Genomic DNA, 26,500 nt, shown 5'->3' on the forward strand with positions numbered 1-26,500 from the left:
TGAAAAGCCAGTCCAGCTCTATTCCGACGTTCCGCAGACAAGCCGTAGGACATAGGCAGAGATGTGATCAAAGACAGTATTGCAGCTGGTAAAAACTCCTGGTTGCAAACAACAAGGTTACTTTAAGACAGGCCCGCTGTTGGCGGTGAATTAAGATTCGCTTGTTCGTGTAATGCCGTTATAAAATCGCTTACCGTATGAACTGTTTTGCCATTCAATAACTTATCTGCCAGACCCTGTTTTACAAAGGCTCTGATAGCGCCGCCTAATTCACCCTTACGTAAGGTAGATAAATGCGCTAAAAGATCGACTGGATTTTCTTTTAGAGCATCTTTAAGTGCCGTAACAGCTTCTTTATGTGCCAAATTGCTTTTTTGAGTAGCAAAAAATCCATATTTATATTCTTTGTTTAATAGAGTCTCAAGAGCGAGAGTACTATTTACATAATGAACAACATGTTCATCAATAACTAAATTGGTTTGATGCGTCTTGGTGACAGCCTTTATTAATTGGAGTTTTTCAAAATCTGGGGTGTCTGACTTTAAATTTTTTAATTTATGCAGTTCTTTATTTTTATTTATTTGCTCTTCAATCTCCTTTACTGTTACTTGGGTTAAATCATTGCCGTTTAAGATGACATCAATACAAAGCGCATATATAGGTGATGCTTCTGCAAAAGAAGCAGGGGCTGCAAGTAATATTTTCCTTAAAGCATGACGATATGCACTGTTTAGATAGTCAATGAGTTCTTTTTCATTAATAAGATCCTCTTTGGTATGATTTTTTTTGATAAATTTTAAGGGATCATAATAACCGTCAATAGTATTTAGTTTTGGCATACACGCTGCTCCTTAGCCTGCTTCACAATTTGTTCTCGTTCTATTTGGGGGGAAATTTTTATGAATTTAAACATACCATACACTATGTTTAAAATATAATAAGGATTTGCAGTAATACATTGATGGTGATGCTGCTTATAAAGATTTTTTGGGGATGGTTTATCATGACTGATAAACTATCCCAAAGAAGATCGGGACTCCAGCATAGGAGCATCCATAATTTTTTTAAATTCCGGGACTAAAGAAAGTGATTCACGAATTCTTCTGAAATTATCATTTGTAACATTCTCAAATGCATCCAGAATGTTTAAAACATAAGAATTGTCTTCTGTATCTTTATCGTGAGTTTTAATTAATGCTTTAATTTCTTTAATTTTTTCAGAAATATGTTCCGTATCGCGAGGATCAATCTGCTCTACAATCGCTTTGATATTTTGCACTACAACCGGGATTGTATTGTCCTTATTGTTCAGTAAAGAACTATTCAATACATTGAGGACAGCAAGAATATTTTGTTCTCGTTCGTTGGCGGGTATCTTTATAACATTCATGTGGCATTTTAGTTCCATTTGCTTTTTATGTTCAGCAGGAACAGACATTCGTTTAATATGTTCTTCCATACATTGTGCTAAATTTTCCTTTCTTTCCTTTCGGGCTGCTTCAATAGCACTTTGATGTCCGACTATGAGATGCGGATCCGCCCCATTTCTTAATAAGCAGTTTAATGCATTTTCATTATTTGACGTGTCAATTAATACAATCAAAGGAGAAATAGAATCCCAACGGTTTAATTGGGTGATTTGATTAATCAGCTCTTTTTTAAAAACTGTTTTTTCATATAAATTGGCTAATTCGGTCTGATTTAAAACAGAATCAAAATAATTACTCAAACGAGCAAATTCAAAAGGATCAATTTCAGTGAAATTATTTTCTTCAACTTTTTTATAAAACGCATGTACTTGCGCTTCTATTGCTTTATTTTTAACATCAGTGTTACTCGGATAATGGGTATATCGGGGGCGCTCCTTCAAATCGAGAATATGCACTTTATCAAGCTCAAAAAAGGTATTTATTTCAGGAGGTTTTCTAAAATAAAGTTGTTTATAAATTTCTTTTGCTGCGTCTATTTGCCCACTAGGACTTCTTAAATTGAATTCTCTAGGAATGGTTTCTTTCCCTGCTTGCTTGTCATAATTTGAATCAAATAGATATAAAGTCCCATTCTTGATTCCAGCAGAAATTACATGATTATGAGCACGAAAAGCCATTCCTTTTTCCTGATCTCCTAATTGACCGAGTAAAAAAGCGAGGGAAGTGATGGTAAATTGTCCTTGATAAGATGCTTCTTCATTTAATGTGTCTACATAGGTATGCCAAGCCTTTTGATATCGGCTAAAAAAAACAGGATCCGCTAATATTTCTGGTAATTCGATCTCGTCAATTGATACTGGCTGGCCAGTCTCTCGCTCTTTTTCTTGACGTATCTTCTCTTTTACTTCCTTTTGTGACTGGGCTACTTGTTTTTTTTCATGACTGAATTTTTCCCGATCCATTTGATACATTCTGGTTAGTGAAATGGCGACTTCAAATTTTGATTTTAACTCTTGGCTTAATTGTTCAATAGAACAATCCCAATAAATAATGTCTGAGAATAACTCATAATATTTATTTTCTTTATTTTTTAGCCATAACTCCAGCCAAATAGCAGACAGTCCATTACAATGACCTTCGTTTAGCACATCAATAATGGCTGTAATATCCTCCTCCTTGTACTCCTTGGGTTTAAGCTGATGTTGTATTTTTAAATACACGATAAATTGATTTAGAATATGTGCTTGCTTCCAAGACGGGCCAAAAACTTGAGCGGCAACCTCCCTGAATTGCGCGTCTTCAATATCAGCAACACATTGATAAGGCGTTTTACCCTCTTTATTTCTTATAACATAACTGGCGCCGAAACCTCTCTCATAAGTTTGACTGGCTCTCATGAGCGATAGATTGCCTGATTTTATCAGATGATGAAATAGCGTATTTCCTTCATCATCAACTAACGTAGGTAATTCTTTTATATGTTTATTTTTTGCTAAAATATCTCTAACGCCATCAACATCTTGTCTTTTAATTAATTCGACAATTTCTTTAAAAAGTTCTTCATGTGCCATAATTCGTTCCATCCAGAAGAATAACACTCACGAAATATATTTTTTCGAATTAATGAGTATTTTTTGAACAAAAACTAATTTAAATATAGACAGGCAAAGCCTCATACGCAAGTATTGCTATTTATTGAATAGCTCAAGAAGGAACGGTCGATTTCTAGGTTAGGAAAGGAACTTTCCCCAAATTCCCCAGATAAATTTATTTCGTTCCATTTGGGACATGCAGAAATTTTTATGAATTTAACGTAGCATACAGCGCGTTTAAAAATATTATAAGGATGTGTAATGAAAGTAATACATGATGGTGATGCTGCCTATGAAGATATAATGGCATTATGTTTATTGCTGCTTAATGCAGATGTCGTTGCCGTCACTGTGGCATATGGAGAATCGACTACTAAAATCGGTGCTGAAAATATGAAACGAGTATGTCGGATGTTAAAACCTTCAGCAAAAATCCCTGTTGCATATGGAATTAATTCTGCCTTGGATCACCACGGGACTCCTTTTCCCGAATATATTAATAAAGAAGCAAATACCATTTTAAATAATACTGATGTGCCCACGATAGCAGATTCTCAAGTTACCGATTCTGCAGTTCAGTTAATGTATGACACGTTAATGTCCAGTGATGAAAAAATAACGATTGTAGCCACTGGCCCTTTAACTAATATTGCTCAGCTGATATCTGCTCATCCTGATTGCATCGAAAAAATTGAAAAGATAGTTATTATGGGAGGCGCTGTAAAAGTAGCAGGAAATATTTCAGATCTGCTTCCTGATACAGAAAATACCCTAGCGGAATGGAATATTTACGCTGATCCAAAAGCCGCAGAACTTGTTTTTACCACAAAAAATCTTCCCATAAACCTTGTTCCAATCGATATTACTTGTCAAATGCCTATGACCCGAGAATTTTATGCACGATTGGATAAGGAAACATTACCCTCGTTAAAACTGGTCAAAGATATGTTAACGTCCTTATTACAAGGGATGGGAGAGAAATTATTTTATGATAAATTACAATTTTGGGACAGTTTATCAGCCATGATCGCTTTGAATCCTGCTATGGCAACATTTGAGGAACTCTCACTCACAATTGACTTAAGCACAAGCCAGACAAAAATAGATGAAGCCTCAAGCGCTAAAGTAGCTCGTGTTCAGGTGGCAACCTCGCTCAACAACGTTGAGGCAGCTTATGATGCATTCTTAAGATTAATGAAAACAGGAACAGAACCAGTCATGACGAATTCAAGTTATAACGGAACCTTTTTTGGATTATCTAAACCAGAGGTGTTCTCTTCATCGCACGATCCCGAAAAACAACAGACAAGTGCTCTCACTTAATCGTGTAGCCTGGGTGCAGGTCTGTAAAAGACCAGAACCCGGGTTTCACTGCGTGTTACCCAGGCTTGCTAAGTCTGATGAATTTGTAAGGTAAGCTTAGTAGTGGGGTTTACATTTTCAATTGTGATTCGTTGCTTAATAATGGAGAAAAAGTGGCTGTTGAGGATTTAAAAAAAGAGCTATTCGGAGCTACATTATTTTGAACTGCTGCGCCATAGAATTTTTTTAATTCTTGCTTTAAATTAGGGAAATCGCAAATTGTTCTTCCCAATGCTAAACCTAAAAATATTTCTCTTAAGTTAATTAAATTATTTAGTTCATCGGCTTCTAACCTATCTTTTGCCCGGTCTTTTGCCATATCCCGGGTTAAACTTGGTGGCAATCTATTATCCATTCTCGTGTGCAAACCAAACATACTCGCCGAAAAAGGGAGGCAATGTTCATAGTCAAAAGTTGCTCTACTATAACGTGGTCTCATACAGTTCATCAATGGAAGAAGTACATTCCTATTGTTATCAATATAATATATATCGAATGCAAGAGAACCTTTCCCTCCACATGCAATCTCTATAAAAAGATTACCTAGCTTAATTTGCGCACGGGAGCGTTCACCGGAACCACCGGTGAGAAAAACAATGAAGTCTTCTTTAGTAAAAAGATCACTACGCGACAAATTTAGTTTTTCTTGTAATCGATCAATGAATAATTGAAAATAAATTCTATTAACATCAAGGTTATTTCCCAAAATAATTTGGTCATTGAGATAATCTAATTTCAATTCATTTACAGGGACGTTTTGATTAAATTCTAGTCCGTAAATTAGATCTTTCGCATGCTTTAAATTTTTCTCTGGAAAAAGGTCGGTAGCACTCGTGATGGATATTCCGCATTTCTTAATTTCTTTAGTTGAAGATGAGTTAAATAAAGGAAGGTTTTTGGGCTCCGCGGCACGAGCAAAGTGAGTATGATGTGGCGCTAATAAAATTTCTAATTGTCTAGTAGCATCTCCTATATTACTAAAGATAGTAAGCAATCCTAATTTATCATTATCAACCAGTATTACTAATAATGAATCAATAAATTCTTGTATGGATTTATTAATAAGAGGATTATTTTCAAAATATTCTTCAAAAATTTTTGCAAGTGCAGGCATATCTGTATCCGAAACATTGTCAACTACGATTTCTGTATGAAAATAAGCCATAATTTTAGCTACTAGCTCGTAGTCATTTTTTGGAAAATAAATTGATTGGGGCAAATGAATATTTTGTATAAAAAAAGAAAAATCACGGATGTTATTGCCTGGCATATTAATCTCTAAATGGGAAATGTTTAATTTTACTGCGCATTAAACAGGCGGTAAAGGATTTTGAGCAAGCGTAGTGGAGTGAACCTCGGGTTCCAGTCTTACAGACCTGAACCCAGGATACGATTGCTGGGCTTGTTGGGCCAAGGTCCGACCTACTCTTGCTGTCTACGCCCTGCGGCTTGTCCCGGGTCCAGTGATTAGGGTAGATCCTCTGGATCACGCAGACAGCCGCGGGACGTCGGAATAGAGCTGGGCTGGTTTTTCAGCGATGTGTAGACGATTCAGCTGCACGCAACCAGGCGGCTACCCATAGTATTTTTTTTATGCTAGTTTTTCATGAACTCGCTTCATATTAATCGATTTTTGCCATTTTGAAATAATCAATACAACAATGGCATTACCAATCATATTGGTTAAGGATCTCCCTGAAGACATAAAGCGGTCTACTCCAAGAATTATAACCACTCCTGCAACAGGGATCGTACCTATAGCTGCTAAGGAACTGGCCAATATAATAAAACCGCTTCCTGTAACACCGGCAGCTCCTTTTGAACTGATAATCATGATAAGCAATAAAAAGATTTGCTGTTCAAGAGTGATATGCGAGTTTGTTGCCTGCGCGATAAATAAAGCAGCAAGGGTAAGATAAATTGCAGTCCCATCGAGATTAAAAGAATAACCTGTTGGTATCACTAAATCGACCACTGATTTATCGCAACCTAATTCGATTAATTTTTCCAGTAAATTAGGCATCACTGTTTCAGAAGATGAGGTAGCAAAAACAATAAAAATTTCCGTTTTAAAATACTGGATCACTTTAAATACACTTAAGCCTAAAACAAAATAAAGTACGCTGCCGAGCAGGACCACTATAAATACAATGCACGTTAAGTAAAAACAAATCAGTAATTCAGTCAATTCAAGTAAGGAGTGAGCGCCATATTGACCTACTGTATAAGCCATAGCAGCAAAAGCTGCCATGGGAGCGTAATGCATCATCGCATGAATGATATTATTATCGCAGCGGCAATGATTTTGAATCATGCAAGGGATGTTAGGGCTACTATAGTTTAGTGAGTCAAATAGTGTCAGTTACCGTAATTGGATTCGGAGCCGTTGGGAAATTTTATGGCGGATTATTTATCCTTGCAAAATGCCACTCTTATTTCCTCCTGGAGCCGCAGAGATAGTAATCACAGAATAGTGCATGATTCATCAGGTTGGTTAGAAACAGAAATGAAAATAGACAAGGAAGTAGAATTAATTTTAAATAAGAGAGCAATGCAACATCAGTCGTTCTTTCAATTGTCCAAAATGCAATCTTTGAATTATGTGTTACCGCGCTATACAGCACTGGTGAAGCATCTTGAAATACAGGAGAAAAAGCCTACTTCTGAACTTTAAATTGAATTATGTTGGGTCATTTTGACCTAACTTAATGGTAAAGACGAGTTGAATTTGTTGGGCCGAATGACCCAACCTTAGAATATTTTTCTTAAGTTGACACCGGCTGAAACGAAGTGGAACACCACGGTTTCGGCCTGTACTTTAGACCACGCTGAAGATGCTAAGTTTTAGAGCCTCTTTTCCTTGAGCTATTTGTGAATTTTTTTCTATTGGGTTTATTGTCCGTTGAAGTTATTTTCTTGCGAGTAGGGGAATGTTTTTTGAACTTTGAAACACTATTGGTTGGAGGAACATTATGCTGGGGTTCAAAATCTTCGATTTCAATACGGTTTAGTTTGCGTTGAATTAGTTTTTCTATAGCGTGTAATTGATTTACCTCATCAGCACTTACTAGGGAAACGGCTAATCCTGATGCGCCAGCGCGTCCGGTTCGTCCGATGCGGTGGACGTAATCTTCAGCAACTTGGGGTAAATCAAAATTGACCACACAGGGCAATTGATCAATATCAATTCCTCGTGCAGCAATGTCTGTAGCGACTAAAATATGTAACTCTCCGGACTTAAACTCGGCTAAAGCTTTGGTCCGCTGGGATTGCGATTTATTGCCATGGATAGCGGCAGCATGAATTTGCGCTTCGGCCAATTGTTTCACTAATTTATTGGCGCCATGTTTGGTCTTTGAAAAGACTAAAGTCTGGCTCCATTTATTTTTATGAATTAAATGACTCAGTAAGGCCGCTTTTTGACTTTTATCAACTGGATGTACTGTTTGCTTGATTTTAACTACGGTTGTATTTCGAGGGGTAACATCAATTTCTATGGGTTGGTTGAGAATGGTTTTTACAAGATTACGAATTTCATCAGTAAAAGTAGCTGAAAACATAAGATTTTGCCGGTTTTTGGGCAACCATTTAATAATTCGTTTCATGTCATGAATGAAACCCATATCCAGCATTCTGTCGGCTTCATCCAAAACAAGAGTATCCACTTCATCGAATTGTATGGCGCGTTGCTGATGCAAATCCAATAAACGTCCCGGTGTAGCAACCAGAAGCTCAACCCCGGAACGTAATTTCATCATTTGGGGATTAATTTTTACCCCGCCAAACACTACCGCAGAGCGAAGCGATAGGTGGCCTCCATATTGAATGATGCTTTCATGTACTTGACTGGCTAATTCACGTGTTGGCGTTAGGATGAGTGTACGAGTTCTATTACTTTTAGCCCGGGGTTTGGAGCTGAGTTTTTGTAAAATAGGTAATACGAAACTTGCCGTTTTACCTGTTCCTGTTTGTGCTGAAGCCAGAACGTCATGACCTGATAATATCTTGGGAATGGCTTGAGCTTGAATAGGAGAGGGTTCTTTGTAACCTAATTCGTTAATGGCTTGAAGTAACGGTTCGATTAAACCTAACGACTTAAAACTCATGCAGTTTCCTTTATTTTATTGGGCACGGTGAAAGGGGAAATGGTTTTGTTTTCATTTCAAATTGTTTATTTTCAGGGCAATTGTATCACACATATTAGAGAGTACGTTAGTAAATAAACCGCCTTGAATCTCTGGTCGAAACAGTTGTTTGCCAAAGTAGGGATGAAAAATGCTTTCTGGAATATTCCAGAAAGCATTTAATAAGTTATGCTATTTTATTTATAAATTATAACTCATTGCTTGTTCATATTTTTGAAAGTATTGATCTTTTGCTTTCTCATCTAATCCATTCCAAAAAGCTTCTGTAGTTGGTTTAGGAGACATTTTATGGCGAATATTTTGAGTTTCTTCTGATAAATAAGATCTAAATTCAATATCTAAGGAGTCATATGTTCTTGATTTTTTATAAAGATAATCTTGGAGAATAACTTCTTTTTCTTCTTTTCCTATCATATTCCAATATTCGCTGGTTGGTATATGGTTAAAAAATTTTACGCGTACTTTACGTGTTGTTTCAGAAATATGGGCTTTAAGATCAGCATCAAGTTGATCCCATTCATTAGTAAAGAAACTTGAATTGCTTCCTGAAATGGAAGGATTTTTTTCTGCTTTCTGCATTGCTGATGGTGCATCGAGCACTTCAGTAATGCCGTTGTGTAAATCTTCTGGAGATTTAACTTGAATTGCTTTAAACCCATGTGCTCTTGCTTCTGATACATTATGAAAGGAGTCATCAAAAAAATATATTTCTTCTTTATTAACATTAAATCGTATGGCAATTGCTTCTAATCTCGGCACCTTGCTGCCATCTTTACCTTTTTCTGGACCCATATAATTTTCAGGTGGAATATTTACTCCATAGCGTTTAAAAAAATCCAGGGTACGTTGAATTACCTCTTTATCTAAATCCGCACCATTATTTGTTACTAAAACGATGTGAATGCCTTTTCTTTGAGCATGCTGAAGTAACTCTGCTGTTTTTTGTCCTCCGACCATTACTGAATATGCTCCTGGAATAATTTCTTTCCCTACACACATGGGTTGCCCTAGACCATTGTCATTATGTTCCGAACCAGTTTGTAATGTCTCTGATACATCGAATGCTAGTACTTTTGTCATATTGATCTCTTGTCATCCAAAAAAAAGAAATTATACCCTAAATTTATTAAAATTTCCTTAAAAATGATTTTATTTTGAATGATATGATGTAAATTTGATCAATTGAGATGCTTTATAATGGTGTATGCTTGGTTGCACTTCATTCACCAGGCTCTGCTTGCTTTCCAAAGTATATTGAACTAAGTATTGTTTATGTCCATGGAAACACTTTCTTGACATGCTCTTATTGCTTTGCTTAAGATGGTTACCATGCTGCCTTCCTCAAACGATTTGTATTATTTTATTGAAGTATGCCAAACGTTGAATTTATCACGTGCTTCTGAACGCCTGGGAATTAGTCAACCATCTTTAAGCAGCGCAGTCAAACGACTTGAAAATGCAATTGGTACCAGTCTCTTTATTCGCATAAAAAATGGATTGAAATTAACTAAATCAGGGGCGCAATTTTATGCCCATGCCAAGCAATTGATTCATTTATGGGAAACCGCTCGCGCTGAAAGTCTGGCAAGCGTTAATGAAATCCAAGGGGATTTTGTTCTTGGTTGTCATCCTTCTGTAGCACAATATGATTTGCCCTTATTTATGCCCCAATTGCTTGAGCAATATCCTCAAATAAGAATTACCCTGAAACATGATTTATCACGCAAAATTCTCGAAGGAATTATTAATTTTTCCATTGATATTGGTATTGTTGTTAATCCAGTAAGGCATAGGGACTTGATTTTGCAAAAGCTTTACGATGATGAGGTCGGTTTTTGGCAGCCTAATGATAAAAATTTCATGAAAGAGCAGAAGATTTTAACCTTATTATGTGATGTTGATTTATTGCAAACGCAAAAATTACTCAAAGATTTGGAGGCAATGGGTATCAAGGAATATCGTTTATTGCCTACCTCAAATCTGGATGTAATTGCCAGTTTGACTGCGGCGGGGTGTGGTGTGGGCATTTTACCTCGCTCAGTAGTGTACACTCATCATCAGTCATTGCTTTCCCAAGTCCCGAATACACCTATTTTTCATGATGAAATTTATTTGACACATAGGCCGGAGCAAAGGCAAGTCAAAGCGTTACAGGTTATAGTGCAAACAATCCGTGATTCGTGCAAAAACTTGCAGCACTAAATGGTTAAGCCACATCTGAAAGAATGTCTTCTTCTAAATGTTCATTAAACCAGCGGGTTAAGGTTTCTTCACCTAATTGCTCGTAAATGTAATTCAAAAACAGCTCCAATTGGTTCGTGAAATCTTCTTCAGTAAACTGCAATTTTTCACGCATATTGGGAATATGATGCAAATATTCACCAAAGTAGTGATTACAGAATTCATGGTAATCTAAGGTAATCAGAATAAATTCATGCCACATATTATCGATAGGTCTCATTTCTTCATGCATCACAGGAATGAATTGCAGTTCTGGGTTACCAGGAGTGGCTTTTAAATCATATTCGTGTTTTACACTGAGCCATAGATATTTGAGCATGTCGGTAAACAGCTGTTCTGCAGAAGCAGAAAAACCAGGAAAATTCTGCTTAAATCGCTCTATAACTAATGGGTTTTTGTATTCCAGTAATAGTCTAAGATTGGGTAACTTTTTCATGGTCATTCTCACAAATAGTCTATGGCTAACAGGATATTAGGAATAGCGACAGCATTTGCAGCGCATCATGCCCTTAGCTATTTTGGCCCTAACGATTTGTTGCACTAGTTGTTTTTTCATTTTTTCTCTCCATTGGTAATAGTGTTTTTAGCATAATTTATATGGAGCGTTTTAACTATAAAGAAAAAGCTATCGCTGTAATAGTTTATGGCCAGGTAGCTGGTAACCAGGCTATGTTTGCTGTTCTGCTGTAAAGTCTATAAGTTTTCATATAATAAAAATTCGTATTATTGTACTAAAATTAAAACGAGTAGTATTAATTGTGAGTGTTTATCATGCCTAAAATAAAAATTGCCTCTATTGATTGGGATGGTTGTTTAAGTCATGCGTCTTATCAAACTGCTGTAAAAGCAGATTTTCATAACAAACCAGAAGAACGAAGAAAATTTCCAGATTTATGCATTGAGCATAATCCATTATTAATTAATAAACTAAAAGAATTGGGAATTAATAAAATTATGGTAGGCTCCAATCGTCAAGACATACGCGGCGATTCCAGTGATACATATGTTAGAGAAAAGGAAACAATATATCAAACTGGTTCATCCTATCCAAATTTGCAAGAAATAGCGACACACATAGGAGCTGAATTTGATACGTTCTTATTAGGTGATTTATACAGTGGGCTTGAGCCGGGAGCAACTCATAAAGCAGCAATTGCATTACAAAAAGATTACAATTATCCACCAGACTTTAAATGTGCTACAGAAGGTAAAAAAGTTTCTGAATGGGAATTTGAAAAAAACAAAATATCTTTAATCTATGCGCAAATTCAAAAGTTAGCTTTGCAACATCCTAATGATGAGGTGGAATATACCTTTTTTGATGATAGGAAAGAAATTCTTGAAGCAATAGAAAATTTTTTCCGGGCTAATCCTGAAATGATACCTGGTAATGTGAAAATTAAAACATACCGCTATTATAATACTGTGGAATCAAAAGATAGAAATGACTCTGTTATGAAACTAGAGGAAAGAGAAACTCTAGAGTCCAACCCTACAGTAAAAGCTAACCCCAACTATGATTTAACTCTGCGCTTATGGGCACACAAATCTATGGATCAAACAAAGCAGGGACAGCTTGTGGCAACTCCAGAACTTTATGCCGCATTAAGAGAAGCACATGATACGGTAGTTGAAACCCCTAGAGTGGAGGTTCATAAAATAGCACGAGAGGCTAAAGCTCTTGAATTAAAAAATGCGGTATTTAAGTTTGAAGAAACATATCCGGGCTATGGCAAAATAGCGGAAAAAGTACAGGAAATCTTGGTTGATAAGTCTTCTTCAAAGAAATTTGGTGGAGCTTCCGACTGGGCTGACCTTCGAAATAATCTAATTAAGCTTTATCAAGACGCATGGGATCGTGAGCTTAAAAAGGGCAAATTAACTACAGGCTATTCGGCAGTTTTAAGAGATATCACCAGAGAATTATCGGCAAACTATCCTGATATACTTAAGAATGTAAAAGAAAGTTTACGATTTGAATATGAAAGACAAGCTTTAGAGCAAAACAGTGGACCTTATCATCATGGTCAGCTGCATATGTTTTTGCAAGAAGATTTTGAAAAAGATTGGAATAAATTTACTGGAGCAAACGCCAGCTTATTTCAACGATTCGCTAAAACTATCGTGCAGCAGTTTAAAAAACCACCCGAAGAAGAAAGTGATCAGGAAAGAGAGAATGTAGGTCTGCATTGATTTTGCCATGAGTTTTTGCCGTGCCTGGATTGTCCTTATTGAGACATAGGTAGCACTATCCATACAATTTTAGATAAATATGGTTTGGTAACAAAACAAAAGAGGAGGTGTTACAAAGCAGAGGGGACAAAACTAACTAATGGTAAAAGTCCTAATGAGTTGTGGTGTGCAGATTATGAAAGTGAATTCCAATTGGGAAGTCCAAGGAGAATAATTCATTCAAATTAATCGTACCTATAAAAGTGGATTTTTTATTTCATTTTGCACTGGTGCGGCTGGGGAAAATAAATAGATAAGCAGTAATATGAGAAAAATAATTATAGAAATATAAAATATAATTTTTGCATTATTTGTTAATGAAGGATCGGTACCTTTATATCCCATGTATCCTGAAACAATTGCTATCACTAAAAAAATAAAAGCCGTGGTTAACATTTTATCTTTCCTTTTTCAGAGTTAAAGAGTATCTATTGCTTTTGTCGAAGTCTCATTTATTTAATTATAGATATCTTTTGTAAATTCGTTTTTTCAGGGATGGTTTAGGGGCTGTTTACAATTCTATCCCCAAAATACTCCGATTTTATGCGCCCAGTAAGGGAATAACTTTATTCTCTACGTCCCGCGGTGTGTTCGCGGGACGTAGGCGAGAGAGATTTTTCCTTAACGTGATGCCATAAGTGCATACTCCGTTTCTGTGCCCTAAAATCGGAGTATTTGCCTCAAGATAACGATTGTAAACAGACTCTATTAGAACGGGCATTGTTTTTTTGAATTATTTATGATGAACTTGTTTGTTTTTGCATCGCGATTATGTTAAAAATCATGTACTTAACGCCGCAATAAAGCGGCAAAATATTCTTTATCTTATAAAGAGATTTTCATGGACGAAAATAATAATAAATCCCTGGCTCTTCATGTCTGGATAGTCTGTGCGCTGGGTTTGTTCATTGATGGTTATGATTTATATATCGCTTCTGTAGCAGAGCCTTTTATTAATGCTTTATACCATCCATCCTCGCTTATGATTGGCCTCACTCAAGCTGCAGCACCTCTTGGTGCAGTATTTGGTGCAATCATTGTTGGACGCATGGCAGATATGTTAGGCAGGAAAAGCATGCTCATTATAAATCTTGTCTTTTTTGTATTCATTGCTATTTGTTCTGCTTTTGCCTGGAATATAACCTCTCTTTGTGTTTTTCGATTTTTACTCGGTTTTGGCGTGGGCGCTGATTATCCTATCTGTGCCGCTTATTTAGCTGAAATGATTCCGCCTCGTAAAAGTGCCCAATTTATCGCAACTGCTATGTTTATCAATTGCCTTGCCTCACCAATAGGTGTCATTGTTGCCTGGCTTTTATTTAAACTGCATCCTCAACTCGACGTTTGGCGATGGATATTTGCTTCAGGGGCAATTCCTGCACTTGTAGGGCTGTTATTTAGAGCGAAGCTGCCAGAGAGCTTTTTATGGCAAGTCCATCAACGGTTAAAACCACGCTCAAGACGTGCTGTTTTTACGCATTATCAATTGATGTTCTCGCCAAGAATGATAAGAGCCACTGTTTGTCTTTGTCTTTGCTGGTTTTTATTAGATATATCGTATTACGGGATAGGGTTATTCACTCCTTACGTCTTACAGGCATTTAATCTTTCGAGCGCAGCAAATTTCCTGAATGCACAAACGGAAGTTCTAAAAAGCACTTTAGTGGTCAATATCTTTGTTTCCTTAGGTGCTTTTGCAGTCATCTTTTGTGTAAATCATGTATCTTTAATTAAACTGCAGAAAACAGGATTTCTCTTTTCGTTTGTGGGATTATTAATTCTTAGCATAAGCTATCTGCTCCCAAGTGCCAGCATTATTTTTGTTGGATTCATCCTGTTCAATTTTTTTATAAATTTTGGCCCAGGAATTTCAACTTATCTGCTGCCTGCAAAACTTTATAACCCTGAGTTTAAAGCCACCGGACATGGATTGGCAGCTGGAACCGGAAAATTTGGTGCGTTTATTGGCACGGTATTCCTACCTATCTTCCAGGCTCACTTGGGTATTTATCTGACTTTAGCGATTCTTGCCGGCACTCTTCTACTGGGTTGGTTGTTAACAAAATGGTTAGAAAGGGAAGAAGGTAAATTAGCTACTCTTGCGGATTCAATTTCTGAGAATACATTGCTATCAACGTCTTAAAAGGGGACATCATGGATTATCAATTGAGTGCAGAGCAACAAAATTTTTGGCAAAAACAGGGGTTTGTAATTTTGCGAGATTTTCTCTGTATTGATCTGAAACAACATCTGCAAACCTGGTGTGATGAATTAACATCTTGGCCTGAAACACCAGGAAAATGGATGAAGTATTTTGAAAAAAATGCGGAGGGTGGACGTCAGCTTTGTCGTGTTGAAAATTTTATTGATTATCATAAAGGGATGTATGAGGTGGCTAATAGTTCACGTACCTTAAACTTAGTGTCCTCATTAATGGGAGAGCAGGCAGCTATTTTCAAAGAAAAAATTAACTATAAATTCCCGGGTGGGGGAGGATTTAAACCTCACCAAGATGCTCCTGCTTTTATTAGTTTTAATCAACGATTTCACATCACTATGATGGTGGCAATCGATGAGTGCACTTTAGAAAACGGTTGTTTACAAGTAGTTAAAGGAGGAGCTAATAAGCCTGTAATTCTTCCTCAAGAAGTGGATGGTTCGATTAAAAAGGAAATTGCAGAGACCCTCCAGTGGACGCCAATTAAATGTAAAACGGGAGATATCATTTTATTTGATTCGTATTTACCCCATTATTCGGAGGCGAATCGTAGTAATAAACCACGCCGAGCAATTTTTATTACTTTTAGCAAATTTTCTGAAGGCGGAGTGATGCGGGAGGCTTATTATCAGGATAAACGGGAAAAGTTTCCTCCAGACTGCGAACGCGATCCCAATAAAGATTACTCAGCAGGTGCTGTTATTTATAATGTCGCTAATCCCATTAGTGAAATGATGCAATGAAGACAATAAATCATATCGACCAAAAAATTGATAGGGCTTTCCAGTGCTTGTATCTCTCCAAAGATATGGATTACATTGGCGAGTCTGTGTCGCAATTAGAACATGCATTACAGTGCGCCTATTTTGCTGAGCAAGCAGGGCATAGCCAGGAGGTCATTCTCGCGTGCTTATTTCATGACATAGGGCATTTTGCTTCGAATACCAAGCAAAATAAGATGGCAGATTTGGGAATAGTGCATCATGAGTGGATCGGTGCGACATTAGCATACACCCTGGGATTTTCTGCAAAAGTTGCATTGCTCATTGGTCACCATGTGAACGCCAAACGTTATCTGGCAGGAAAGAAAAAAGACTATTTTGAGCGTTTATCTACAGCAAGTAAGAAAACGCTTCTCTTTCAAGGCGGGGTAATGTCTGATGAGGAGATGCTGCATTTTGAGGCAAACACTCACTTTAAAGATATATTACGCGTGCGAATTAATGATGAAAAAGCCAAAGAAATTGGTATGGAAGTTCCCGATCTTGATTCTTATCGTCCTTATTTATATCAGCATTTTGTAGAAACAGTGAGATCAACTGAAAAAATAGTGCTCCCAAATTTTGTAGATAATGCATGGGTAGAGCAATTTAAAGCGTCACTTGAGGTTTAATGAGAGCAATGAGAACAGATAATTTCGATTGAATCCTGATTCCAATGGAGAAAATGGCAGGTCAATCGACTTAAGAATTCATTGGGCACAAAAATAAATATCGCTTTATTGGGAAAAAAAAGTTAGAATATTTGCTAAAAAATTTTACATGATGTCGCTATTTTAAATAAAATTTTTCTCTTAAAGTCGGCTCGCCGCTCCATAATCCCAACGGCCAAGAATGAATATGTATGCACAAACAACTCAGGAAAAAAAACAGTTCTGGATTATTTTACTAATCGTTTTAATTAGTTTTATTGGTTCATCTATTGCTTACCCCATTCTTCCTCCGTTGTTTTTACAATCTACTAATCAGTTAATAATTTCACCGGAATGGAGTGAAACGAGCAGGCGTGTTTTGCTGGGGCTAACCCTTGCAATTTTTCCTTTGGGGCAATTTATTGGTTCCCCTATTTTAGGGAGAAATTCTGATTTGTATGGTCGCAAAAAAATATTGGTCATCAGTTTGGCGGGAAGCATGCTGGGGTATTTGTTGACAGTCATAGCATTTTGGATAAACAGTTTCTGGCTCTTATTATTCAGCCGCTTTTTAACAGGATTCATGGAAGGAACTTTTGCTGTTGCCAGGGCATTGGCATCAGAATTAACTACCATTAACAAGTTTATAAGCTTTGGTAGAATTAACAGCATGGCTGGCATTGGTTATATCATTGGACCTATTATTGGCGGTTTATTATCCAATCCAAATATCATTTCCTGGTTTTCATGGTCGTTCCCTTTTACTTTTGCAGCATCTGCTTCAATGATTACCCTGAGTCTCGCCTGGTGGAAATTACCAGAACATAAAACTCTATCCAAACCTGAAAAAAAATCTATATTAAGTCAACTCAATATTATCCGACAATTCAAGCTCTTATTTCAAAATCATCCTCATTTAATCCATTTGCTCATCGTCAGTACGCTATTTACCTTCGCAGTGGATATGTTTTATGAGTTTGGCCCGGTTTACCTGGCCGGAAAATGGTTTATGTCTCCAGGCATGATTGCGGCTTATAACGCAGCATTGTCAGCTGCCCTTGCTTTAGGCGCCGCATGGCTTCCACATCATCTTTCAAAACATATGCCCATTCATAAAATGATAACCTTAGCCATGATGACCACTGCTTTGATTTTTGCTGCGATGGTTGCTTTTCAATATCCCTCAACCCTATTTTTATTTTTCGCATTGATTGGATTTAGTATTACTACCGTTACAACAACTATGACGATCCACATCTCAAACATGTCTCATACTGCCATTCAGGGTGAAGTCATGGGCGCACAATTAAGTTTGCGTACTTTAGGTGATGCCATTATTTGTTTTGTTGGTGGTTTTCTGATTGTTGTGTCAATTATTACCCCCATTGTTTTATGCTGCATCACCGCATTGACTGCTGGAGTTCTGTGTATGGTGTATTTAAAACCATCATCCCAAGAGTTGTGATAATTCACCAGTACCATTACGCTTGACAGGTCAATGCCTTTCGTTGTCTTTAGCAATCTTAGACGCTTTATTGAAAAAGAGTGTTTCATTTGATTAACTTATTAATTAATAAACGATTTATTTATTTTGGGTAAACCTATAATTTTTCCGTGAACTTTGTTAAATTAATTCGCTGTTGTTTTTATCAGAAGAAGTTTGCTTAAAGCACTTTTTTTCGTGTGGTTATTTTTTTAAGGATGAAGAAATTGTTAAAGAGTAAGTATGGATTTGCATTAGCTATTTTTGGATTGACTGTAATTAGTGTTCAGCCAAGTATTGCAGCTACATCGCCAGTAGTAAAAAAGCCTGCCGTTTGGAAAGATCAGATTGAAAAAAAAGTTGAGTGGTTTGCAATGAGCTGGCGTCCTTTTGCAACTGTATCATTAGGTGCGGCATTCACTGATGATGCAGGTAAGTCGCAATTTATTTCTATTGACGATCCTGTTCAAGACGAGTCTTTCAGTTATGATGCCGACAATACGGATCAATCTAAATTTATATACGGTGTTTCGCTTGGGATAGAAATTCTCTTAAATCCGAGTTGGTTTTTGCAAACAGGATTTAGTTATTATCAACCTATGGAGTTTCATACCCACGGTGTTGTGACACAAGGTGCGTCGGATGTATTAATATTTGATTCATTTTCATATAAGTATGATATACAGGCGCACCAGGTATTATTTGAAAACAAACTCTTGTATAACTTGATGTATCAATCGCTAACTTTCCATCCGTACATTTCAGGAGGTGTAGGGGTTAGTTCGAATACTGCAAAAGATTACAGTGTTAATATTGTACCGCAGTTTAGTACCTTCAGTAATCAATTTAAGGATGAGACGCGTACTTCTTTCTCTTATAGAGTAGGGGCAGGCGTAGATTATGAGGTGACAAATCATATCCGTGTAGGTGTAGGCTATCGATTTTCTGACTTTGGTAAAGTAGAGCTTGGAAATGCTTCAATCGACGGAGTTCCAACATTTAATAATTTATCGCAATCTCATTTATATACTAATGAAGTATTGGGGCAAATTACTTTTGTGGTTTAAAGGGATATAAAACTTAGTTTGGTTTTATGGAGTCTCCGGAAAGTACAAAATTTATTTCAGATGCTTAAATTTTAGGGACATGATTGGCGTTTTGAGAGTTCCATTTAAGGGATTTAATTCATTCCTCTTATGCAATGATATTGTCTTGAGCTTTGGCATCTGTACTTGAATTAACAAGATGTACTTTTCGAGTAGCTTATTTTTAAGCATTGTATTAGACGATCAAAGGATGAACAATGAACTATAAATATCATTTGTGTGTTGGTTTTTTGGGGGCTGTTACTTCAATGACCAGTTTTGCCTTACCTTTCAATATTACTCCCCAAGGTATCTTACCTTCCACTGTTCCTCTGGGAGGAAGCGTAAATGCTGCATATACAGTGACAAACAACACTTTATCAATGCGTTTTAATAATTTTGTTAAGTGGTTTCCGCCCAATGTAATTCAAGTACTCGAACCAACAGACCCCACTGTTTGTCCTCTTTTTTTTAATTTAGGACCCAATGGCTCTATTAATCAAAGCTGTACTTTAAAATTGAAAATATCCGGTGCGGTTAATCGTGATGATCCTGATCCACACCATCATTTATTTGCTTGTTTTCCCGGAGGTAAAACTTGTGCCGGCCCAACACTTGCCAATTCATTAAACGTAAATGTAACCAGTGCTCCACCTGAAACGCAGATTTCTGTTGCAGTGGGGGGCTATGGAACTGCGAATGGAGGATTTCCACTCGTTTATACAAGCAATAATAATGGTGCCACCTGGCCTACTCCAGTATTACCACCAACTGCTGGTCTTCCCGGTAATCAAGTAGCACTTTTTGGTGTTGGGTGTAGTGGAAATCTTTGTACTGCTGTTGGTGCGGTTTTGGGAGATATAGACGCAACGCTACCTTTATCCTATTCAAGCTCAGATAGAGGTGCGAGCTGGTCTGCTCCTTATCTATTTTTACGTACTGGTCCTCTTGCAACAAGTGATGAAGTGTTCCTTCCCGCTGTGAGTTGTGTGGATAACAAGTGTGTGACTGTAGGATATTGGCGAGAAAGTGTTTCTGGAAATCGTTATCCGCTTACCTATTCCAGTTCTAATAATGGAGTCACTTGGTCTCAGCCTAATTTTCTTTCAACCGCAGGTCTTCCACTTGGAAATCAGGGAGCGAGACTTGGTTCGGTTAGTTGTGCAGGAACAAATTGTTCGGCTGTTGGTTTTTATAATGACGCTTCAGATGATCGGCAACCTGTGAGTTATTTTAGTGCGAACAATGGGGTTACATGGTCCGAAGCAATCATACCAAGTATTGCTAATTTTCCAGCTGGGTATGTAAGTGGTGCTAAGTTGATGGGTGTAAGCTGTGTTGGAGCTAATTGCAGTGCTGTAGGTGAAACTCCTGACCCTGCAAATCCCAACGGGCACTTACCTCTAAGTTATACCAGTTCCAATGGTGGAATTTCCTGGTCTTTAGTAAGGTTTCTTTCCATAAATGCCTTGCCGCCAGGAAACAGAGGAGCGTTTCTAAATAGCGTGAGTTGCTCCGGTGTTCGTTGTTCTGCGGTGGGATATTATGACACAGTTTCTGGGCAATCATTGCCAGTGAGTTATTTCAGTGCAAACAATGGAGTGACTTGGTCAGAAGCTATATTGCCTCCCATAAGCGGGATCCCTGCAGGATTTGGGAATGCCCAATTAACCGGCGTTGCATGTAAAAATAATATATGTTCCACTGTAGGGTATTATGATCTTATGGGCAATACATTTCCTTTAACCTACCAAAGTTTGGACAATGGAATAACCTGGACAATGTTTTTACCCAGCATCGCGTCTATTCCTGGTGCTATTGCGGCGCTTACGTTTAGTGTAGGTGGTTCTCAAGGTGGTCTTTTACAGACCTAGTGCGGAATGAAGCTAACCCAAGGTGTTTTCTTGGGTTAGCAAGATTGCTCTAGTGTGTGTAAAAACGAATATTTTTATTTTGGAATTTATCTAGTAAATTATTTACAGACCTTGATTGTAGGTGTAAGAGCTTCTTTCTAGTTTGGGAAAGTTGTTATTTTCAACCGTAGAGGGCCTAGCTAAAAATCCATAATTGAGTATGCCAGCTATTGGCCATTGTAATTGTTGATGCTCAATTACTTTACCATGGCATGAGCTCAAAATAAGTTGACCATTATTATTAAAAATAGAGAAATTTTTATTATCGGGTAAATTTTGTATTGTCTCCTTAGATAAAGAGGTCGTTCTGGAATTAGTGATAAGTGCTGTATACAGAAAATCCATACGGTTTTCTAAGGATTCATCATGCATCGATTCAAAATATTTTTGCGCGCAAAAAGATAATGAGGCTGCACTGCCTGCAAGTGTTTTTACAGAGCCTTTTTCTCCAGAAGGAAGTCTGCCTTCTTTCATCAGAAAATTACCGTTATTATCTGCCAAATAGAAACTATTTTGCTCTTTCCGAATATCCAAACTTCCTAATTTATAGGTTCCATCTTTACAACCTGTGGGGCCTAAGGCATCGGTTACAAGAATGATTTTGTTTTTAACTGCATTCTGGATGAGTGAAATAAATGAGGGGGATAAATGGACACCATCAGTAATGAGCTCCACACCAGGCGGACAATGTTCAGGATTTTCGAGTATCCATTGTACTACATGACTTTTTGCGTCACTTAAAGTAAGTGGTCGTGTTTCCCTACTACACGATTCTTGACAACCATTGCCCAGATGCGTAAATCCACAAGCGCCTGCTGCAATAGCACGGCTAATGATCTCCTTATCATCTGGATTGCAGTGACCAATAAACACTTTTACAAAAATACCTTCTTCCTCAAGGGTCTTTGTCTGTTTAATGAAATCTTCTGCACCTAATAAATCAGGGGCAATGGTAATTTTCCAGTGTTTAATATGAGGCGCTACATCAATAATATCCCTAAATTTTTCCATACAAATACTATGTTGCAGCGCCTCTTTAGCATGAGCGCCTTTGCAACTTTCTGAGATAAAGGGACCTTCTAAATGCACACCAAGAATCTGAGTACAACCAGGGGTAGGATTCAGTTCGTGTTTCCAAATGAAATCATTAATTTTTATCAGTGATTTTTTTAAAGCGGGGATAGGCATGGATACTAGAGTTGCTAACGCATAAGAAAGCCCTGTTTTTCCTAGTTCTTTGACAATACGCTCCAATCCCTCCTGACTCATTTCATCGCCTAAATCAGCGAAATCAATACCCCCTTGGCCATGAACATGGGAATCTAACATCCCTGGCATGAAGAAATAGCAGCCTTTAGAATCAATTATTTTATCCTCTTGCAAAGAGGATAAAAAATCGTCATCAATATTGAAGATTATTCTTGCCCCATCTTCGGTAACTTGCACGTGTTTTAATTCTTTAAGCCCGGCATCGTTATAAACATAAATATTTTTAATTAGCATTTAATATCCTCGTAGGGATGAGTTCCACAAACAATTGCTAGGAGCTTAATCTATTTCCGGTCAGAGCTCTAAATATCATATTTTAGAACGGGACCTCCACAAGAAATGCCCTAGAGTTTCGCTGCTAAATTGGCTAAAATTGCGCGTCGATAAATCAAATTTTTTATGATTTTATTGGCATCCTGCATTAGGTAATTGTAACAAAATATGGGAATGAATGGAGAGTGTTTAATAAGGGTTTGTTTCAACAAACCTAATATGGATTTTCTTTATTCTGAACTCTTAATTTATATTGGATATAACACCTCGATTTCTTGGAGAAAGTATTTATGTTTAGCCGCATTTTTGTTAGGGAAACAGCTGAAGGCATGGCAAGTAAAGCTGCTCGAACCATTCAAATGAAAATCATGGAAAATAATCAGAAAAAAATACCTACCGTTTTGGGACTGGCAACAGGAAGTACCCCTGAGCCTTTATATAAAGAATTAGTTCGTCTGCATAAAGAGGAAAACTTAGATTTTTCATTAGTCATCACGTTTAATTTAGATGAGTATTTAGGGTTAGAACCAACACACATTCAATCTTATAATTACTACATGCATCATCATTTTTTTGATCACGTTAATATCAAAAAAGAGAATATTCATATGCTTGATGGAACTGTTCCATTGCAGTCAATTGAGCAGCATGCGAAAGAATATGAAGAAAAAATTCAAGAAGCTGGTGGAATAGACATTCAAATTTTAGGTTTGGGTGTGAATGGCCATATTGGCTTTAATGAACCAGGCTCTTCATTTGATTCTAAAACACGATTAATAAAATTAGATGATAAAACTCGCGAGGCGAATAAACGATTTTTTAATTCAAAAGATGAGGTACCAACCCATGCCATAACAATGGGAATTGGAACGATTTTACAACACAGTAAAGCATGTTATTTGCTCGCCTCAGGCGCAGCTAAGGCAGATATTATTGCTGCTGTTAATCTGGCTTCGGCACCGAATCAAGATATTCCGGCAACAGCCTTATATGATCATAAAAACGTTACAATCCTGCTTGATAAAGAAGCGGCATCTAAGTTGCCGTCATCGATTAAACCAATCAAATCGCCATTATTGTTTCGAAGCATCTATGCTCCTAAAATTTCAGAAGAACCAAAAATTGTTCCTGTTCATGATGGCCTTAACGAGATAAAAATAAATCTAAGCTAATAAGACATCGAAAATAGGTACCCAAGCCCCATATTTAGAAAGACGAATATGGGGGTCTATTTATAATCGTTTAGTTCCCAGACTGGAGTGATGCTTCAATGCACGAGGCCTATGGGAGCAGAAAAAAGAAGCAATCCAAGGAAACAATTCAAAGGATGACATCCTGCTATACCCATACTGCTGGCCTTGGTGTTGCTTTTAGGTTTACCGATTGCAATTTGGTTCGAAATAGCTCCCCGCCTGCGCGGGGATGACAGAGTTACTTGTGAATTGAGTAAAATTAATACTAAATACTCTTAGCTTGACGGACATGATCGCTAAGCCCGAACTGATTAGTTAATGTGGGCAATCTTATTGATAACCTGCCTGGCCATTTTGATAATTTATCTGGTTTTTTCTATATTTTGTTTGGTAGTTCGATTGGCCATAATTTACTTGACCATTTTGATAATTTATCTGATTTTTTCTATATTTTGTTTGATAGTTCGGTTGACCATAATTTACTTGACTACTTTGATAGTTTATCTGGCCATTTCTATATCTTTTTTGATAATGTACCTGGCCATTATGATACCCTACGTTACCTTTATAATATTTGGTATTCCCATATCCAACATAGGTCTTATTGTAGTAACCTAGAGGTTTATTATAGTTTCTATAACCCGTGTAATATCTTGTTTTGCCAGTATTATAGACGATATTGTTTGAGTAATATCCTCTTGCTCTAGAGTAAGAGCTAGGCCAATAACCATAAGTATTACCATAATAGCCACTATTCCAGCCGGCTCCATAATAAGTACCTGTCCCATAACTACCTACCCTATAATAGTTAGTCGTATATCCTGGAGGAGTATAACCAGAAGAATAGACATAATTGGCGCGGTATCCAGGTGAGTTCCCAGTTGTTGTGGTACATCCACCTAGACCTAATAGAGTTGCAGCAATCCCCACGAACTTAATTGTTTGGTTCATAATGACCTCCTGTCGTTAAAATGCAATTTTATTGTAGTATTAGATTATAGTTTGATCAAATTGAATTTTAATAAATCATTGCCAATAGAGTTTAGGTAGGAGTTCATTGCGATGTTTGAGGTATATATCATCGAGCGTATGTTAAATTAACAAGGGAAAACCTCTATTTTTGAGACTGGACAAAGTCTTTTATTTTAGTAAAGCAATAATGGAGAAATGCTTCATTGAGTTTCATTTTAGAAATTTCTTCTTTATGATCTTTTAAATGAATTATTTCAATCACTGGAATATTTGCATCTAAGTTAAGGGAGTGAATGGTTTCTTTTGTATCCACTCCATATCGATCGGGATCCAATCTTCCATTTCCATGTAAGAGGCAATTTCGAATTTTAGAAATATTGACTAGCATTTTCCAATGTTTGCTATCAATAGTGCATCCTTGTTCGCTCAGGATGGGTTCAAAGCGTGATATGCTTGCATTTTTCTTAATTAGCAGTGGGGTACATTCATAATACAAGGCTTCTTCTAGTTTGGCATAAATTTGCAGGAAGGTTGATTCAACTAGAGTCTGCTGGCTTTGTTTATAAAATTCCAGAGCATGCATTTCATCTATTGTAAGTTCATTAATATTTTTCTTCGATTCGAGAGCCGCGCTCTCCTTTTGAATGGATGCGGCCACTAATTCATATAGTTTTAATTGATATTCAATATGAATTGTTTTTAGAAATTTAAATTGATTCATTGCTCATTATCCATGTCAGATAGTTTTTCTGCCAAGAAAATAAACTGAGTAGAATAACATTTTGAGAAAGTTATGTCTCATCCGAAGATGGTGAATAGCTAAGAGCTCTACTCCTTAACTCTATCTCTGACGGAAAAGTTTTCTCTCTTTTTGTCACATTATTAATGGTGGAAGTATTGGGTTGAAATAAAGGATCAAAATGCGGAACGTCTTCTTCGGGCTCTTCTCGGTGCTCATCTGAATCTTGCGGTAATATACTATAGCTGTGCTTTACCTTAACCTCTTCTTTATTTAAACCCAATGCAGTATAGAGATAATTTATTGTTGGGTCAGCAATTTTATAAGCGCCAGTTACCGCCAGGGCTGGCACAAGTAAAACAGAAACTACGGCAGCTGCTGCAGCAGAACCCACAGTAACCGGTATAAGGAGGGCAAAGAAAAGTATACCTGTCATTGATAATGAAGTAATTATGGGGCCATTTCCATGGTTTGAAGTCATAATATTTTTAGGAGGATAAAGCCAGTCTGTAAATCTTTCGGACAGCTTTCCGGCAGACCATAAAGCACCGCCTATAACAAGAACAGGGGAAACCAGAGCAAGCATGGCCAGTAACAATGCTACTATCACTACACTTGCAGCAGCAGAGAAAGGCAATAGGAGTATTGTTAATATACCAGTCAGGGCTCGTTTCATTTTTTATCATACAAGGAAAGTGTTTGTTATTTTAACAACTTGACCTTAAGTAATTCTTAACAAAATTCATTGAAAAAAATAAGGCGAAATAAACATTAATTATTGAATAAAAACAGCTCTTTTTACCTAGTGTTGTCCTGAAAGTTGGAGCTTGATTTCGCGCATAAAACGTGAAGGCATTTTGATTTATATCATGATTTTTGTGTTTTTTTATTGAACAATTTGTGAGCTCTTAAGCTATACTTTTTTGTATGGAATATAGAATA

23 protein-coding genes are annotated in these 26,500 nt (G+C 37.1%); 11 read left to right on the top strand and 12 right to left on the bottom strand.

Features of this window, described 5'->3' with window-relative positions:
* Positions 1-122: 122 nt before the first annotated feature.
* Positions 123-839, bottom strand: coding sequence for a hypothetical protein (locus DY223_RS03845; protein ID WP_058460693.1), 717 nt, complete (start codon positions 837-839; stop codon positions 123-125).
* A 176-nt stretch (positions 840-1,015) separates the two neighbouring features.
* A complete protein-coding gene (locus DY223_RS03850; protein ID WP_058460694.1) occupies positions 1,016-3,001 on the bottom strand; it encodes a hypothetical protein in 1,986 nt (661 codons plus the stop codon).
* Between the two features lie 282 nt (positions 3,002-3,283).
* Here DY223_RS03850 and DY223_RS03855 point away from each other — a divergent pair, with 282 nt between their 5' ends.
* Entirely contained in the window at positions 3,284-4,345 is a 1,062-nt protein-coding gene (locus DY223_RS03855; protein ID WP_058460695.1) for a nucleoside hydrolase, read from the top strand.
* A 109-nt stretch (positions 4,346-4,454) separates the two neighbouring features.
* Here the strand turns inward: DY223_RS03855 and DY223_RS03860 are convergent, their stop codons facing one another.
* Both DY223_RS03860 and DY223_RS03865 read right to left on the bottom strand, forming a co-directional pair.
* Complete coding sequence (locus DY223_RS03860) at positions 4,455-5,654, bottom strand: hypothetical protein (protein ID WP_058460696.1); 1,200 nt, start codon at positions 5,652-5,654, stop codon at positions 4,455-4,457.
* Positions 5,655-5,975: 321 nt separating this feature from the next.
* Complete coding sequence (locus DY223_RS03865; RefSeq protein ID WP_235810582.1) at positions 5,976-6,698, bottom strand: cation:dicarboxylate symporter family transporter; 723 nt, start codon at positions 6,696-6,698, stop codon at positions 5,976-5,978.
* Positions 6,699-6,782: 84 nt separating this feature from the next.
* Here DY223_RS03865 and DY223_RS03870 point away from each other — a divergent pair, with 84 nt between their 5' ends.
* Positions 6,783-7,058: a hypothetical protein gene (locus DY223_RS03870; protein WP_058460697.1), complete on the top strand. Its 276-nt coding sequence runs from the start codon at positions 6,783-6,785 to the stop codon at positions 7,056-7,058.
* Between the two features lie 163 nt (positions 7,059-7,221).
* Here DY223_RS03870 and DY223_RS03875 read toward each other — a convergent pair whose 3' ends face one another.
* Together DY223_RS03875 and DY223_RS03880 are read right to left on the bottom strand one after the other, a co-directional pair.
* On the bottom strand, positions 7,222-8,490 hold the full coding sequence (locus tag DY223_RS03875) for a DEAD/DEAH box helicase (RefSeq protein ID WP_058460698.1): 1,269 nt from the start codon (positions 8,488-8,490) through the stop codon (positions 7,222-7,224).
* Between the two features lie 219 nt (positions 8,491-8,709).
* Positions 8,710-9,609 (bottom strand): hypothetical protein, encoded by a 900-nt coding sequence (locus DY223_RS03880; RefSeq protein ID WP_058460699.1) that lies wholly within the window; start codon positions 9,607-9,609, stop codon positions 8,710-8,712.
* Between the two features lie 249 nt (positions 9,610-9,858).
* Between DY223_RS03880 and DY223_RS03885 the strand changes: the two genes are divergently transcribed.
* Positions 9,859-10,731, top strand: a complete 873-nt coding sequence (locus DY223_RS03885) for a LysR family transcriptional regulator (RefSeq protein WP_058460700.1) — start codon at positions 9,859-9,861, stop codon at positions 10,729-10,731.
* 4 nt (positions 10,732-10,735) lie between these two features.
* Here DY223_RS03885 and DY223_RS03890 read toward each other — a convergent pair whose 3' ends face one another.
* Positions 10,736-11,206, bottom strand: coding sequence for a glycine-rich domain-containing protein (locus DY223_RS03890; protein WP_058460701.1), 471 nt, complete (start codon positions 11,204-11,206; stop codon positions 10,736-10,738).
* Between the two features lie 335 nt (positions 11,207-11,541).
* On the opposite strand from DY223_RS03890, the gene DY223_RS03895 reads away from it, so the two are divergent.
* Positions 11,542-12,963, top strand: a complete 1,422-nt coding sequence (locus DY223_RS03895; RefSeq protein WP_058460702.1) for a hypothetical protein — start codon at positions 11,542-11,544, stop codon at positions 12,961-12,963.
* 234 nt (positions 12,964-13,197) lie between these two features.
* Here the strand turns inward: DY223_RS03895 and DY223_RS03905 are convergent, their stop codons facing one another.
* Positions 13,198-13,398, bottom strand: a complete 201-nt coding sequence (locus tag DY223_RS03905) for a DUF1328 family protein (protein ID WP_058460703.1) — start codon at positions 13,396-13,398, stop codon at positions 13,198-13,200.
* Between the two features lie 445 nt (positions 13,399-13,843).
* On the opposite strand from DY223_RS03905, the gene DY223_RS03910 reads away from it, so the two are divergent.
* The 6 genes from DY223_RS03910 (at position 13,844) to DY223_RS03935 (ending at position 21,073) form a co-directional block, all read left to right on the top strand.
* Positions 13,844-15,145 (top strand): MFS transporter, encoded by a 1,302-nt coding sequence (locus tag DY223_RS03910; RefSeq protein WP_058460704.1) that lies wholly within the window; start codon positions 13,844-13,846, stop codon positions 15,143-15,145.
* An 11-nt stretch (positions 15,146-15,156) separates the two neighbouring features.
* Positions 15,157-15,963, top strand: a complete 807-nt coding sequence (locus DY223_RS03915) for a phytanoyl-CoA dioxygenase family protein (RefSeq protein ID WP_058460705.1) — start codon at positions 15,157-15,159, stop codon at positions 15,961-15,963.
* Positions 15,960-16,613: an HD domain-containing protein gene (locus tag DY223_RS03920; RefSeq protein ID WP_058460706.1), complete on the top strand. Its 654-nt coding sequence runs from the start codon at positions 15,960-15,962 to the stop codon at positions 16,611-16,613. The genes DY223_RS03915 and DY223_RS03920 overlap by 4 nt, the downstream gene beginning before the upstream one ends.
* Before the next feature lie 226 nt (positions 16,614-16,839).
* The gene (locus tag DY223_RS03925; protein ID WP_058460707.1) at positions 16,840-18,096 is read left to right on the top strand and encodes an MFS transporter; all 1,257 of its coding nucleotides are present in this window, start codon (positions 16,840-16,842) and stop codon (positions 18,094-18,096) included.
* 236 nt (positions 18,097-18,332) lie between these two features.
* Positions 18,333-19,181, top strand: coding sequence for an outer membrane beta-barrel protein (locus DY223_RS03930; RefSeq protein ID WP_235810583.1), 849 nt, complete (start codon positions 18,333-18,335; stop codon positions 19,179-19,181).
* A gap of 236 nt (positions 19,182-19,417) precedes the next feature.
* On the top strand, positions 19,418-21,073 hold the full coding sequence (locus tag DY223_RS03935; protein WP_058460709.1) for a sialidase family protein: 1,656 nt from the start codon (positions 19,418-19,420) through the stop codon (positions 21,071-21,073).
* Positions 21,074-21,175: 102 nt separating this feature from the next.
* On the opposite strand, the gene DY223_RS03940 is transcribed toward DY223_RS03935, so the two are convergent.
* Positions 21,176-22,615 (bottom strand): N-acetylglucosamine-6-phosphate deacetylase, encoded by a 1,440-nt coding sequence (locus tag DY223_RS03940; protein ID WP_058460710.1) that lies wholly within the window; start codon positions 22,613-22,615, stop codon positions 21,176-21,178.
* Positions 22,616-22,944: 329 nt separating this feature from the next.
* On the opposite strand from DY223_RS03940, the gene nagB reads away from it, so the two are divergent.
* On the top strand, positions 22,945-23,826 hold the full coding sequence (nagB, locus tag DY223_RS03945; RefSeq protein WP_058460711.1) for a glucosamine-6-phosphate deaminase: 882 nt from the start codon (positions 22,945-22,947) through the stop codon (positions 23,824-23,826).
* Between the two features lie 351 nt (positions 23,827-24,177).
* Here the strand turns inward: nagB and DY223_RS03950 are convergent, their stop codons facing one another.
* From DY223_RS03950 to DY223_RS03960, 3 genes are all read right to left on the bottom strand, one after another.
* Complete coding sequence (locus DY223_RS03950; RefSeq protein ID WP_058460712.1) at positions 24,178-24,798, bottom strand: hypothetical protein; 621 nt, start codon at positions 24,796-24,798, stop codon at positions 24,178-24,180.
* A gap of 163 nt (positions 24,799-24,961) precedes the next feature.
* Positions 24,962-25,540, bottom strand: coding sequence for a hypothetical protein (locus DY223_RS03955; RefSeq protein WP_058460713.1), 579 nt, complete (start codon positions 25,538-25,540; stop codon positions 24,962-24,964).
* 70 nt (positions 25,541-25,610) lie between these two features.
* On the bottom strand, positions 25,611-26,234 hold the full coding sequence (locus DY223_RS03960) for a hypothetical protein (protein WP_058460714.1): 624 nt from the start codon (positions 26,232-26,234) through the stop codon (positions 25,611-25,613).
* Positions 26,235-26,500: the final 266 nt, after the last annotated feature.

Source organism: Legionella bozemanae (assembly GCF_900450575.1).
GTDB classification, from domain to species: domain Bacteria; phylum Pseudomonadota; class Gammaproteobacteria; order Legionellales; family Legionellaceae; genus Legionella; species Legionella bozemanae.